General features: G+C 69.4%; 15 protein-coding genes. 6 read left to right on the top strand and 9 right to left on the bottom strand.

Translation table 11 applies throughout. From position 1 onward, the window contains the following. Positions 1-42: 42 nt before the first annotated feature. The 7 genes from proB to ACODSY_RS04165 form a co-directional block, all read right to left on the bottom strand. Positions 43-1,185 (bottom strand): glutamate 5-kinase, encoded by a 1,143-nt coding sequence (proB, locus tag ACODSY_RS04195; RefSeq protein ID WP_488950398.1) that lies wholly within the window; start codon positions 1,183-1,185, stop codon positions 43-45. Beyond that, a complete protein-coding gene (obgE, locus tag ACODSY_RS04190; RefSeq protein WP_488950397.1) occupies positions 1,173-2,210 on the bottom strand; it encodes a GTPase ObgE in 1,038 nt (345 codons plus the stop codon). Before obgE ends, proB begins: the two co-directional genes overlap by 13 nt. Then, positions 2,207-2,746, bottom strand: a complete 540-nt coding sequence (locus ACODSY_RS04185; protein WP_488950396.1) for a biotin transporter BioY — start codon at positions 2,744-2,746, stop codon at positions 2,207-2,209. The genes obgE and ACODSY_RS04185 overlap by 4 nt, the downstream gene beginning before the upstream one ends. Positions 2,747-2,765: 19 nt before the next feature. Continuing rightward, complete coding sequence (locus ACODSY_RS04180) at positions 2,766-3,302, bottom strand: GNAT family N-acetyltransferase (protein WP_488950395.1); 537 nt, start codon at positions 3,300-3,302, stop codon at positions 2,766-2,768. A 139-nt stretch (positions 3,303-3,441) separates the two neighbouring features. Beyond that, complete coding sequence (gene rpmA, locus ACODSY_RS04175) at positions 3,442-3,717, bottom strand: 50S ribosomal protein L27 (protein ID WP_488950394.1); 276 nt, start codon at positions 3,715-3,717, stop codon at positions 3,442-3,444. A gap of 34 nt (positions 3,718-3,751) precedes the next feature. Further along, positions 3,752-4,411: a 50S ribosomal protein L21 gene (gene rplU / locus ACODSY_RS04170; protein ID WP_488950393.1), complete on the bottom strand. Its 660-nt coding sequence runs from the start codon at positions 4,409-4,411 to the stop codon at positions 3,752-3,754. Between the two features lie 123 nt (positions 4,412-4,534). Further along, complete coding sequence (locus ACODSY_RS04165; RefSeq protein ID WP_488950392.1) at positions 4,535-5,059, bottom strand: GNAT family N-acetyltransferase; 525 nt, start codon at positions 5,057-5,059, stop codon at positions 4,535-4,537. A gap of 112 nt (positions 5,060-5,171) precedes the next feature. Between ACODSY_RS04165 and ACODSY_RS04160 the strand changes: the two genes are divergently transcribed. The 3 genes from ACODSY_RS04160 (at position 5,172) to ACODSY_RS04150 (ending at position 6,617) form a co-directional block, all read left to right on the top strand. Next, positions 5,172-5,525 (top strand): hypothetical protein, encoded by a 354-nt coding sequence (locus ACODSY_RS04160; protein WP_488950391.1) that lies wholly within the window; start codon positions 5,172-5,174, stop codon positions 5,523-5,525. Continuing rightward, positions 5,522-5,809 (top strand): hypothetical protein, encoded by a 288-nt coding sequence (locus ACODSY_RS04155; protein WP_488950390.1) that lies wholly within the window; start codon positions 5,522-5,524, stop codon positions 5,807-5,809. Before ACODSY_RS04160 ends, ACODSY_RS04155 begins: the two co-directional genes overlap by 4 nt. A gap of 73 nt (positions 5,810-5,882) precedes the next feature. After that, positions 5,883-6,617, top strand: coding sequence for a hypothetical protein (locus ACODSY_RS04150; protein ID WP_488950389.1), 735 nt, complete (start codon positions 5,883-5,885; stop codon positions 6,615-6,617). Positions 6,618-7,093: 476 nt separating this feature from the next. On the opposite strand, the gene ACODSY_RS04145 is transcribed toward ACODSY_RS04150, so the two are convergent. Together ACODSY_RS04145 and ACODSY_RS04140 are read right to left on the bottom strand one after the other, a co-directional pair. Then, complete coding sequence (locus ACODSY_RS04145) at positions 7,094-7,273, bottom strand: hypothetical protein (protein WP_488950388.1); 180 nt, start codon at positions 7,271-7,273, stop codon at positions 7,094-7,096. Positions 7,274-7,501: 228 nt separating this feature from the next. After that, complete coding sequence (locus ACODSY_RS04140; protein ID WP_488950387.1) at positions 7,502-7,930, bottom strand: EamA family transporter; 429 nt, start codon at positions 7,928-7,930, stop codon at positions 7,502-7,504. Between the two features lie 178 nt (positions 7,931-8,108). On the opposite strand from ACODSY_RS04140, the gene ACODSY_RS04135 reads away from it, so the two are divergent. The 3 genes from ACODSY_RS04135 (at position 8,109) to ACODSY_RS04125 (ending at position 12,568) form a co-directional block, all read left to right on the top strand. Continuing rightward, positions 8,109-10,487, top strand: coding sequence for a TonB-dependent receptor (locus ACODSY_RS04135; protein ID WP_488950386.1), 2,379 nt, complete (start codon positions 8,109-8,111; stop codon positions 10,485-10,487). A 119-nt stretch (positions 10,488-10,606) separates the two neighbouring features. After that, a complete protein-coding gene (locus ACODSY_RS04130; protein ID WP_488950385.1) occupies positions 10,607-11,290 on the top strand; it encodes a Fe2+-dependent dioxygenase in 684 nt (227 codons plus the stop codon). 87 nt (positions 11,291-11,377) lie between these two features. After that, complete coding sequence (locus ACODSY_RS04125) at positions 11,378-12,568, top strand: acyl-CoA dehydrogenase (protein ID WP_488950384.1); 1,191 nt, start codon at positions 11,378-11,380, stop codon at positions 12,566-12,568. Positions 12,569-12,589: the final 21 nt, after the last annotated feature.

Raw genomic sequence — 12,589 nt, 5'->3', positions numbered from 1 at the left:
CTCAGGTTGAGAATTACCCCTACGCCGCCCGGCGCGGGGCCGCTAGCCTGACATAGCGGCATGGGCCGCCAGCGCGAGGTCGTCCACATGGATGACCGGGCCGGACGTGTAGCCCAGCGCCGGCTCGATCGCCTCCGACTTCAAACCGCAGATGCGCGCCGCGTGGCCCGACTCGTAGCGCACCAGACCGCGGGCGATCTCCCGGCCGTCGGGGTCCAGCACGCGCACGCACTCCCCCTTGTCGAACCGGCCGTCCACGGCGCGCACGCCAGCGGCCAGCAGGCTCTTGCCCTTCAGCACCGCCGCCACGGCCCCGGCGTCCACCGTCAGCGCGCCGGCCGGCGACAGCGAGCCGCCGATCCAGGCCTTGTAGGCGGCGCGAGGCGTAGTGGCGGGTTCGATCACTGTCGCCGGCGCGCCAGCCTCGATGGCCGCCAGCGGGGCGGCGCGCGTGCCCAGGGTGATGATGGTGGCGCAACCGGCTTGGCTCGCGATGCGGGCCGCTTCCAACTTGGTCGCCATGCCGCCGGTGCCGACCCCGGCCTGGGCGTTCGCGCCGCCCGCCATGGCCTCGATCTCGGGCGTCAGTCGCGGGACGCGCGGGATCAAGGTCGCCGAGGGGTCGCGGCGCGGATCGGCGGTGTAGAGGCCCTCGACGTCCGACAGCAGCACCAGGGCTTCGGCGCCGACGAGCTGTGCGACGCGGGCCGAGAGGCGGTCGTTGTCGCCGACGCGGATCTCCTCGGTGACGACGGTGTCGTTCTCGTTGACCACGGGGATCACGCCCAGGCCCAGCAGGGTCTCGACCGTCGCCCGGGCGTTCAGCCAGCGCCGACGCGTCTCGGTGTCGTCGCGGGTGAGAAGCACCTGGGCGCAGTTGAAGCCCAGCGGTCCCAGCGCCTCTTCCCACGCCCGCATCAACGCCGACTGGCCGGCGGCGGCGGCGGCCTGCTTTTCGGGGAGGGTCAGCGCCCGCTTGCCCAGGCCCAGGCGTTTGCGGCCCAGGGCCACCGCGCCGGAGGAGACCACCAACACCTGCTGGCCTCGCGCCCGCAGGCGCGCCACGTCGGCGGCGAAGTCGGCCAACCACGCGCCGTGCGCCGCCCCGTCCGGCCCCACCAGCAAGGCGGAGCCGACCTTGACGACAACCCGCCGCGCGGCGCCGAGCTCGCTCAAGGCCGCCATTCCTCGGGTTCGGCTTCCTCGGCGGCGATCTCGCCCTTGCGCTCCTGGACCAGGGCGTAGGCTTCCCGGAGCAGCTCGGTCACGCCCAGCTTGGCGAAGCCCGAGACGCGCCGGACCTTCACGCCGGCGGCGGCCTCGAGCTCGGCCACCTTCTCGGCGATCGTCTCTTCGTCGAGCGCGTCGATCTTATTCAGCGCCAGGATCTCGGCCTTGTCCTCCAGGCCCTCGCCGTAAGCCTCGAGTTCGTGGCGCACCGTGCGCCACGCCCCAGCCACGTCCTCCTGGGTCCCGTCCACGAGGTGGATCAGCACCGCCGTCCGCTCCACGTGGCCCAGGAAGCGGGTGCCGATGCCGGCGCCCTCATGCGCGCCTTCGATCAGGCCGGGGATGTCGGCGAGGATGAACCGCTCGCCCAGCGACAGGTCGACCATGCCCAGGTTGGGAGCGAGGGTCGTGAACGGGTAGTCCGCGATCTTGGGCCGTGCGGCGCTGGCGGCGGCCAGGAAGGTGCTTTTGCCGGCGTTCGGCAGGCCGACCAGCCCCACGTCCGCGATCAGCTTGAGGCGCAGCCAGATGGCCAATTCCTGGCCTTCCAGGCCGGGGTTGGCGTGGCGCGGAGCCTGGTTCACCGGGCCCTTGAAGTGGGTATTGCCAAAGCCCCCGTTGCCGCCCTTGGCCAGCAAGACCCGCTGGCCGGCGTGGTCCATGTCGACGATCAGGTTCTTGTCCTCGTCGAGGACCTCGGTGCCCACCGGAACCTTCAGCACGACGTCGTCGCCCGCCGCGCCGTGGCGGTTGCGGCCCATGCCGTGCACGCCGGTGCCCGCCCGGAAGTGCTGCTGGTAGCGGTAGTCGATCAGGGTGTTCAGCCCCTCCACCGCTTCGATCCAGACGTCGCCCCCTCGGCCGCCGTCGCCGCCGTCGGGGCCGCCGTATTCGATGTACTTCTCGCGCCGGAACGAGACGGCGCCGCCGCCTCCGTTGCCGCTGCGGACATAGACCTTGACCTGATCGAGAAACTTCATCGGGAAACCAGACGGACGGTGAGCGCGGCGGCGAGCGACTTGGCGGCCGCGCCGGGCAGGAGGGGAAGGACGCCGGTCTCGAACGCGGGGCCGGGGCTCATGAAACTGGCCAGCCCCGCCCAACCGACGGCGAGCACGATGGCGTGGCCGGCGACGAACAGCGCCGTCAGCGCGATCCAGCCCTTGGCCTTCTCGGCGCCGCGCCCGCAGACATATGCGGCGGCGGCCATGCCGGCCAGGAAACCGGCAGTGTGGCCGACGATGGCCTTCCAGCCGGCCGCGCCGCCGGCCAGCACCGGCAGGCCGAACGCCGCGCAGCCCAGCCAGGCCAGGACGATGCCAAGGCCCAGCCGGCCGCCGAACAGTCCCGCCAGCACGAACAACGCATAGGTCTGCAGCGTGATGGGCACGGGCCCGATGGGGATCGAGAACCGTCCCGCCGCCACCATCGCCACGACGCCCGCGACCACGATCGCCGCCTGGACGGGCAGCGCATGGCCGGAAGCGGCGGATCGGCGGGAAGCGGCGGCGGTCATGGGAGAGCGATTACCAGCCTTACGCGAGCCAGACCATCATGCGGGTGGGCACTGGGGCGCCGCCGCGGCCGGTGCTGGGCCGGGGCTCGACGTCGCCGGTGTAGAGGAAGCCCGCCTTGCACAGGACCTGGCCCGAGGCGCGGTTGTCGGCGAAGTGACCCGCCCACACCACGTTCTTGCGCCAGTCCGCCTTGGCCCAGCGCAGGGCGCCAGTGACCGCCTCGGTGGCGTAGCCGCGGCCCCAGAAGGGGCGGCCGAACCAGTAGCCGAGTTCGGGCCGGCCAGGCTCCATCTCGTGGAAGCCCAGCATGCCGATGACCCCGAACTCGCGATGCTCCACGGCGAAGACCGCCTCGGTGTGGGCGTTCAGGCGCGCCACGCCGCCCATGAACGCTTCGGCGTCGGCCTGTCGGTAGGGGTACGGCATGGTCGCCGTCATCCCGGCCACGCCCAGGTCGTTGGCGAGTTCGGTGATCGGAGCCACGTCGGCGGCGACCGGTCCACGCAGCAGCAGCCGCTCGGTGGCGACCGCGGGTCTCACGTTCAATGCACACATCTGACTTACCTCCCGGCCCTCTAGCGGAGCCCTGAAAACGACAGCGGGGAGCCCGGCTGACCGGACTCCCCGCGAAAGGTCGTCTTGTGTCCGGTCCGCCTTATTTGGTGAGGCGGAACCGGAGAGAGGAAGGTTCCGCCTATTCGGCTGCGATGACCTTCTCTGCCGGGACCACCGTGGCGTAGGTTCGGTTCTTCGCCTTGGTCACGAACTTCACCGCGCCGGTCACGAGCGCGAAGAGGGTATGGTCCTTGCCCATGCCCACGCCGTCGCCCGGCCAGAACTTCGTGCCGCGCTGACGTACGATGATCGAGCCGGCGTTGATGGCTTCGCCGCCGAACTTCTTCACGCCAAGGCGCCGGCCGTCGGAATCGCGACCGTTGCGCGACGAACCGCCAGATTTCTTGTGAGCCATGAGTCGCTCCTGTCCTTAACTGATCGCCGCCCGATTACTCGGCGGCGTCGTCCTTCTTGGCGGCGGCCTTCTTCGGCGCCGCGGCTTTCTTTTCACCGGCTTCGGCCTTCGGAGCGGCGGCCTTCTTGGCGGCCGGTTTCTTGGCTTCGGTTTCCACCGGGGCGTTCACCTGGGCGGCGGCGGCGGCTTCCTCGACGACGGTGTCCGTCACCTTGGGGGCCTTGGCCTTCGCGGCGGGCTTGGCGGCGGCGGGCGTCGCAGCGCCGGCCTTCAGGACCTTCTTCGACACGTTCAGCGTCGCGAAGTCCAGGCCACGGGCGCGGGCGTCGAGCTCGGCCTTGGTGGTCAGGCTCACCGTGCCGTCCCACTTGGTTTCCTTGCCGCCGGCGGTGATGCCGGTGACGCGCAGGACCGTTTCGTTCTGGCGGTGGCCGCGGGTGCGGCGATAGCCCTGACGGCGGATCTTCTTGAAGATCTTCACCTTGTCGCCCTTGCGGGTCTCGATCAGCGTCGCAGCGACCGAGGCGCCGTCCACCAGGGGCGCGCCGACGGTGACGGCTTCGCCATCGCCCAGCATGAGCACTTCACCGAAGGAGACGGCCGCACCGGCCTCGCCATCGAGCTTTTCGACAACCAGCAGATCGCCGGGCTGGACCCGGTACTGCTTGCCGCCGGTCTTGATCACCGCGTACATCGTTCGCGCCTTTGTATTTCTTCTTGATTGAAAGCGTTTTCGCGCCCCCGAGGCAGGCCCGGGGACGAGGAGGCGCGGTTATACAGAGCGGAGGCGAGGAGTCAACGGCGGCGGCGGCGCACGTCATTCGCACGGCTTGGAAGCCAGCACCCACCGCTCGACCTCCGCGGCTTTCTCGAACCCCAGCCGCTTGGCCAGCTGGATCGAGGCGGCGTTCGCAGGGTCGATGAAGGCTTCCACTTCGCCCAGCGGCCCCTCGGCCGCCAGCCAGTCCAGGGCGGCGCGGGCAGCCTCGCCAGCATAACCGCGGCCCCAGTGGTCCGGGTGGAAGTGCCAGGCCAGTTCGGCGCGCGGCGTCAGGCGATTGAAGCCCACGGCGCCGATAAACCCTTCGTCTGCGATCGCGGCCCAGCGGAAGCCCAGGCCCTGGGCGGCGCGGTGGATGAAGAAGTCGAGGATCCGGTCGCTGTCGTCCGGCGTCGCGGCAGGCAGCGGGATCGGCTCGCCCTGGAGGTCGCGGGCCGGCCCGGAATAGCGGCAGACCGGCTCCTGCGACCACAGCGCGAACATGCCCGGCGAATGGGCCCGCGAGAAGGGCTCAAGGACCAGGCGGTCCGTCCGCAGGAGGGGGAGGTGAAGCGCGGCCATCGGCTCGACGCTAGCGCGCCGGCCGCCCCGGCTCCATCGGCGCTTGGCCGGCCGCCGCGCCCATGCGGGGTGGGACTGGCGTTCGTCCCCCGCTCTCGCCTAAGAGCACGCCATGCAGACCGTGATCACCTGGGGCGGCCGGCTCGCCCTGCTGCTGGTGCTCGGCGTCGCCCTCGCCGGCGCGCTGGATCCGCACCACGACGCACGACGCCATGTGCCCGCCCCCGACGTCATCGAGCATATCGCCTATGGCTATCTGCTGACCGTGTTGACCATCGCCTCGCTGCCGCGGGTGAAGCCGTGGTTGATCGGCGGGGCCTATCTGACTGTGGGCGCGGGGTTCGAGGCCCTGCAGATCGTGGGCTGGGTGTCGGGGACGTTCCAGTGGAAGGATCTGGTCTCGAACACCGGTGGAGTGGCAGCGGCGCTGGCCCCCTTCGCGCTGGCGGGGAGGCGGGCGAGATGAGCGAGGGCACTGAGGAGCTTTACCTCATCCTGGGCACCGCGGCCGCGGGGCCGACGACGCGCTACCCCACCGGTGAGCGCCGGCGCGTCCTGCTGTTCGCACGGGCCGCTTCACATGACCAGGCGTTGGCGGTGGCGACGGCCGGGCTGGCCGAACAGGGCTGGGGCGAGCCGGCGTTCCAGAAGGCGGGGATCATCGAACTGGGCCCCCACCTGTCGGCCGACGACAGGGCCCCGGCCGAGCACGCCCTGGCGCACGGCTTCGCCCTGCGCGTCTATTCCTGAACGCGACGACGCCTTGCGCGCCGACCCAGGTTCCCGCAATCAGTTGACGTCGTTGCGAGAGGGAGCCGGAGTCATGCGCAGGATCAAGGGCGCCGGAGGCCTGGGATTCACGCTCGCGGCGACGCTGGCCCTGTCGGCCTGCTCCGGCGAGAAGCGCGCCGACACGGTGACGCAGGCGCCCGTCGCCCCGCCACCGGCTGCGGCGCCCGTCGCACCGGTCGCGCCCGTGACCCCGACGACCGCAGTCCTCCCTGAGAGCGCCCAGGCGATAGACGCGGCCCTGGCGGCGGCCAAGGCGTTCAACGCCAAGGCTCCATCCGACATCTCCGCCATCGACAAGGCGGAGAAACGCGTGCGCGAGCAGGCGGTGCGGGCGCTGGAGGCCGCGCGCCGCGGTGACCTGCCGCGCGCCACGGCGGCGCGCGGCGACGCCGAGGCGGCACGCAAGAGCCTGGTCGACGGTCTGGCCGCGTTCAATACTGCGACGGCGGAGCAGCAGGCGGCCGTCACCGCCGCGCTTGCCCTATGCGGCCCCCCGTCGCCCACGCCGGGATCGCCCGTCAGCGTCCCCGCGCCTCCGCCGCCGCCGGTGACCACGCCGACGCCCGGCGCGCGCCCGACGACAGCGCCCTCGGCGGTCGGCTACGAGGGCTGCGCGACCCTGGCGGCCGAGCAGGCCCTGATGACGCGCAACATCGATGCGGTCTCGAACCGCTACCGCGCCTCGGAGGCCGCCTTTCTACAGGATCGGCCCAAGTTGGAAGAAGCGGCCGCGATCCTTGCGCTGGGCAAGCTCGGCCCTTCCTAGCCGCCTCTTGTAACGGGCGAAATCGATCCTATCTCAGCCTCGATCGCGCTGGCGTCCGCTTCCCCCTTCGGACAGCGAGCGACGGGTGTGCGGCCCTGGCGCCTTCGATGGCCGCCGGGGCCGCCTTCGTTTTGGACGTGTCGAAGCCCGAACGGGCCAGCCGGACGACCGGGGGCGGCCGTCCGGCCTCGTCTCCGGTGTCCATTCGCCGTTGTGACGGCGCAGGACCTCCAGCAGCGTGCAGGCCTCAGCCGACGAACGTGGACGACGGGGGGTTTGCCGCCAGGCGCATCCCAGGGCTCGGCTTGCAAAACGACGTTACACGAAATGACGCCAGCTGTCTTAGTCTTCTGATCGAACGGAAGAAGGCCATCCGTTGTCACGGCCGGGGCTGAGGGCGCGGGAAACTGCAGACGAGGGCCGCGCCGACCGCGTTTGGCGAAGCTCCCTCCCGCGCCCTCGGCGCCGGCCGCGTTCTAGGTCGAGCGGAAGCGCGCCAGGGGCTGAGCTGGGGCAGGAGCCGAGATCCGGGCCTGTCCGTCGTCCGCTGCATAGGCTGGCGCGGTCAAGGCTCGACCTAGCGCAAGATATCCCACGAAGCCCGCGAAAAAGGCCACGCAGGCCAGGAGGAAATAGGGCTTGAGGACGTCGTTCATCGCAGGGGCTGCAGGCTGCTCTTCACCGATTGCACGACAGTCAACGGCCGCCCGGGACAAGGGTTGCGGCCGAGCCCGACCCTGGTTCATGCCGGCCGCCATTCGAAGGCTGACCACACCGCCGCCGCTGAACATCTTCCCGCCCTCGCGCCGCAAGCTTGGCCTTTCGCCGAATATCGGAGGTACGTGGCGGGCGGGGTTTCGGTTTCAGCGGATCTCCGCTTCGATCTATCGTCGGAGCGCGATCAGGATGGCGCCCGACGCGATGAGGGCCACGCCCGCCCAACCTCTCAGGTCGAGCCGCTCGCCCAGGAAGATGGCCGCAAACACGGCCACGAAGACCACCGACAACTTGTCGAGCGGCGCCACCCGGCTGGCCTCACCGAGCTTCAGCGCCCGAAAGTAGCAGAGCCAGGATAGGCCCGTGGCTGCGCCGGAGAGGATCAGCGCGCCGATCACCTTGCCCGATTGGAACGGGTTGACCGCCGGCGCCCCGGAGGCGACCCAGATGCCGCCCACCATCACGAGGATCACCAAGGTGCGGATGAGAGTGGCATAGCTGGGGTCTAGGTCCTCGACGCCCACCTTTGCGAACAGAGCCGTTAGCGCGGCGAAGGCCGCCGAGAGCAATGCCCAGCCCTGCCACGGAATTTGCATCGTCGCCTCGCGTCGTGATCCCCGCTGATGCTAGCGCGCCGCGACGCCAGGGTCAGCGCGAACGATCGCGAACGTCGCTTCGACAAACTTGCGAACAATTCTCATTGCGCAGCCTGTGTCTCAGAACTAAGAACGCCTCGCATTATCAGTCGCAATACTCCGAGGGGTTCCGGGGGCCATGGCCAGAGTTACGAGCGGCGTCGCCGCTAAGAAGAAGCGCGCGGCGGCGTACGCGATCGCAGGTCTGGCAGGCCTGTCGTTGGGGGGCGCCGCGCACGCCGCGGACGGCGCCGCGGCCGACGGAGCGATCGCCACGGCCGACGCCGACCAGGCTGGGACCGTCGACGGCGTCGACGTCCAGGGGGCCATCACCAAGCAGAACAATCCGAAGGTCACCACCGACGCCCTGAACAACCCGCAGACGGTTACCGTCGTCGGCCGGGGGACAATCGAGGCGCAGAACCTGCTCTCGCTGCGCGACATCCTCTCGACCGTCCCCGGCATCACCTTCGGGGCGGGCGAGGGCGGAGGCGGCTTCGGCGACTCGATCAACCTGCGCGGCTATTCCGCGAACAACGACATCACCGTCGACAACGTGCGCGACAGCGCCCAGTACAGCCGCACCGACCCGTTCAACATCGAGCAGATCGAGGTCACCAACGGCTCGAACGGCGTCTATTCCGGCGCGGGCTCGGTCGGCGGCACGATCAACATCGTCTCGAAGCGTCCGACGGCGCGGAACTCAGGCGTCGTGACCGGCGCGGTGGGGACCGAGAACTACTGGCGCGGCGCGATCGACGCCAACCGCAGGGTCGGCGACAACGTCGCCGTGCGACTGAACGCCATGGTTCACCGCAACGACGCGCCAGGCCGCGACGTGGAGGAGTTCAAGCGCTGGGGCGTCGCGCCGTCGATCACGGTGGGCCTGAGCGGACCCACCCAGTTCACGGCCATGTACGTCCACCAGGAGGACCGCAACGTCCCGCAGTACGGCGTGCCGTTCTACAACGGCCGGCCGCTGCCGGGCGTCGATAAGGGCAATTACTACGGCTACGCCAACGTCGATAAGCAGGACCAGGACGTCGACATCCTGACCGGCATCATCGACCACGCCTTCGGCGGCGGCCTCAAACTTCGGAACCTGTCGCGCTACCAGCGCGTGACCCAGCTCACGATCGTGGATCCCCCGCAGGGGACCTACTGCCTGCCGGGCGGCCAGAAACCGGCGGCGTGGAGCCAGTCGACGACGGCCACCAACATCACGGGCTTCACCGCCTGCCTGCCCACCGACCCGGCGCCGGGCTTCTACCAGCCCAGCGGGCCGCGCGGGAACCTGCGCGACACGAAGAACACCCTGCTGCACAACCAGACCGACCTGACCTGGGACGGCGAGCTGGGCGGCACGCATCACACCCTGGTGGTGGGCGCGGCGTTCTTCGAGGAGGACTTCCACCTCGACACCGGCAACGTGTTCCGAACCGCCACCGGCGCGCCGGTGGCCCTGCCGGCCATGAACATCGCCAACCCGGCGAACACGTACACGGGGCCGATCAACTTCACCCAAAGCAGCGCCCAGGACGGCCACCGCAAGAACCAGGCGGTCTACGTCTTCGACAACATCGCGCTGAACGAGCAATGGTCGATCAACGGCGGCGTCCGCTGGGAGCACAACGAGGGCGTCAACTCGACCGACACCTACAATACGACGCCGGGCGCCTCGCTGGGCGTGGTCACGCCGGGGCCGAAGTTCCGCAACAACGAGCACCTGCTCACCTATCGGGTGGGCGTGGTCTACAAGCCGGCGCCGAACGCCAGCCTCTATGTGGCGTACGCCAACGCCGAAACCCCCAGCCAGGCGACCGTGAACGGCTCGGGGGCGTGCACGCTGATCAGCTGCACCGTCGACCCGGAGAAGGCCGAGAGCTTGGAGATCGGCGGCAAGTGGGACGTGTGGGGCCGGCTGTCGCTGACCGCGGCGATCTTCCGCAACGACCGCACCAACTACAAAGTGGCCTCGGGCGACCCGACCGTGCCGGACCAGCAGCTGGACGGCTCGGCGCGCGTCGACGGCGTGGCGCTGGGCGCCTCAGGGCGGATCACCGACGAATGGTCGATCTTCGCGAACTACACCTATCTCGACAGCGAGGTGAAACGCGGCGTTTCGAAGTTCCTGGCGGCCCAGGGCCTGGACTTCACCAAGGGCGACCCGCTCACCAACGTGCCGGACCACGCCTTCAGCCTGTTCACGACCTACGACCTGACCGACCTGAACGTCCAGCTGGGCTATGGCGTAACCTACCAGGGCGAATACTACCTGACCCAGCATGCCCTGGTGGCGGGCTCGACCAACACGCGGACGACGATCCCGCTGGTGAAGGCCCAGGACTACATGGTGCACCGCGTGACGGTGGCCTGGACGCCCCGCCCGGACCTCGAGCTGCGGCTGAACGTCAACAACGTCTTCGACAAGGAATACTACCAGCGCGGCCGCAACAACGGCTGGGCCACGCCGGGCGATCGCCGCAACGCGAGGCTCACCGCCAACTACCGGTTCTGACCTCCCCCCAGATGAACCGGCAGTGCGCTGGTGCGGGACCACACAGCCCCCGCTCCGGCGCAACAGCGCCCCGCCTCCGCTGCTCGCGGGCGGGGCGCAATTTATTCTAGGGTGACGCCATGATGCTCCACATTCCGGGTGTGCTGACACCGGCGCAGGTGGCCCAGATGCGCACGCTCATCGACGCCGCCGACTGGGAAGACGGCAACGCCACCTCCGGCAAGCAGTCGCGGCTGGCGAAGCAGAACCTGCAGCTCCCCGAGGACTCCGACGCTGCGCGGAAGGCCGGGGCCCTGGTCCGCGAAGCCGTGACCCGAAGCCAGCTCTTCATGGCGTCCTCGCTGGCCCACACGGTCTATCCGCCGCTATTCAATCGCTATGGGCCGGGCAGCACCTTCGGCGACCACATCGACAACGCCATGCGTTTTCAGCGCGACCAGAACGTCCGCATCCGGACCGACCTCTCGGCGACGCTCTTCCTAACGGATCCAGACGACTATGAGGGCGGCGAGCTGGTCGTCGAGGACACCTACGGGTCTCACGAGGTGAAGCTGCCGGCGGGTGACCTGATCCTCTACCCGGCGTCCAGCCTGCATCGCGTCATGCCGGTGACACGGGGCGAGCGGGTGGCCAGCTTTTTCTGGATCCAGAGCCTGATCCGCGACGACGCCAGGCGCGCGCTGCTGTTCGACATGGACGTGGCGATCCAGAACCTGGCGCAGGACGTGGGGCTGGGCGCGCCAGCCATCGTCTCCTTGACCGGGACCTACCAGAACCTCCTGAGGATGTGGGCCGAGCTCTAGGCGCCTTTCAGCCGCGAAACGCGAAGGCGCTACACCCAGGCCTGAAAACCCGGTATCCCGCGCGCAGTTGACGTCAGGAGACCTCCCATGCCGCTCGATTCCGGCGCCCCGCAGAAGACCTACCGGTGGGACGATCCCCTCGACATGTCGTCGCGCCTCTCGGAGGAGGAGCGGATGGTCTGGGAGGCCGCCCGCCAGTACGCACGCGAGAAACTGCTGCCGCGCGTCGTCTCGGCCTATGCCGAAGAGCGGTTCGACCGCGAGATCATGACCGAGATGGGCGAGCTGGGCTTCCTCGGCCCGACGCTGCCCGAGGAATACGGCTGCGCCGGCGTGAACCACGTGGCCTATGGCCTGATCGCCCGCGAGATCGAGGCGATCGACAGCGGCTATCGCTCGGCCATGAGCGTGCAGAGTTCGCTGGTGATGTATCCAATCTATGCGTTCGGCTCGGAGGAGCAGAAGCGCAAGTACCTGCCCGGCATGGCCGCCGGGAAGATCATCGGCTGCTTCGGCCTGACCGAGCCCGACGGCGGCTCGGACCCCGCTTCGATGCGCACCACCGCCAAGAAGGTCTCGGACGGCTACGTGTTGAACGGGGCCAAGATGTGGATCACGAACAGCCCGGTCAGCGACGTGGCCCTCGTGTGGGCCAAGCTGGACGGCAAGATCCGCGGCTTCCTGGTCGAGCGCGGGACCAAGGGCTTCGAGACCCCCAAGATCCAGAACAAGCTGTCGCTGCGCGCCTCGGTCACCGGCGAGATCGCGCTGTCGGACGTGCATGTGCCGGAAGACGCCATGCTGCCGGGCGTGGAAGGCCTGCGCGGCCCGTTCTCGTGCCTGAACAAGGCGCGCTACGGCATCGCCTGGGGCGCCATGGGCGCGGCGGAGTTCTGCTTGCACGCTAGCCGCGACTACGTCTCCAGCCGCAGCCTCTTCGGCCGCACCCTGGCCTCGCGCCAGCTCGTGCAGAAGAAGCTGGCCGACATGTCCACCGAGATCGCCCTGGGCTTCGAGGGCGCCCTGGCCCTTGGCCGGCTGATCGATGAGGGTGCATGGGTTCCCGAAGCCATCTCGATGCTGAAGCGCAACAACTGCGGCAAGGCGCTGGATATCGCCCGCGTCGCCCGCGACATGCACGGCGGCAACGGTATCTCGGGCGAGTACCACGTGATGCGCCACGCCTCGAACCTGGAGACGGTCAACACCTATGAGGGCGCCCACGACGTGCACGCGCTCATCCTGGGCCGGGCTATCACAGGCGAGAGCGCGTTCTAAAGTCACGAGAAGTTAGAATTC

It is taken from the genome of Phenylobacterium sp. FG114 (assembly GCF_057809855.1).
Note: the sequence above shows the minus strand (reverse complement) of the source record. Positions and strands in the feature narration are given on the sequence as shown.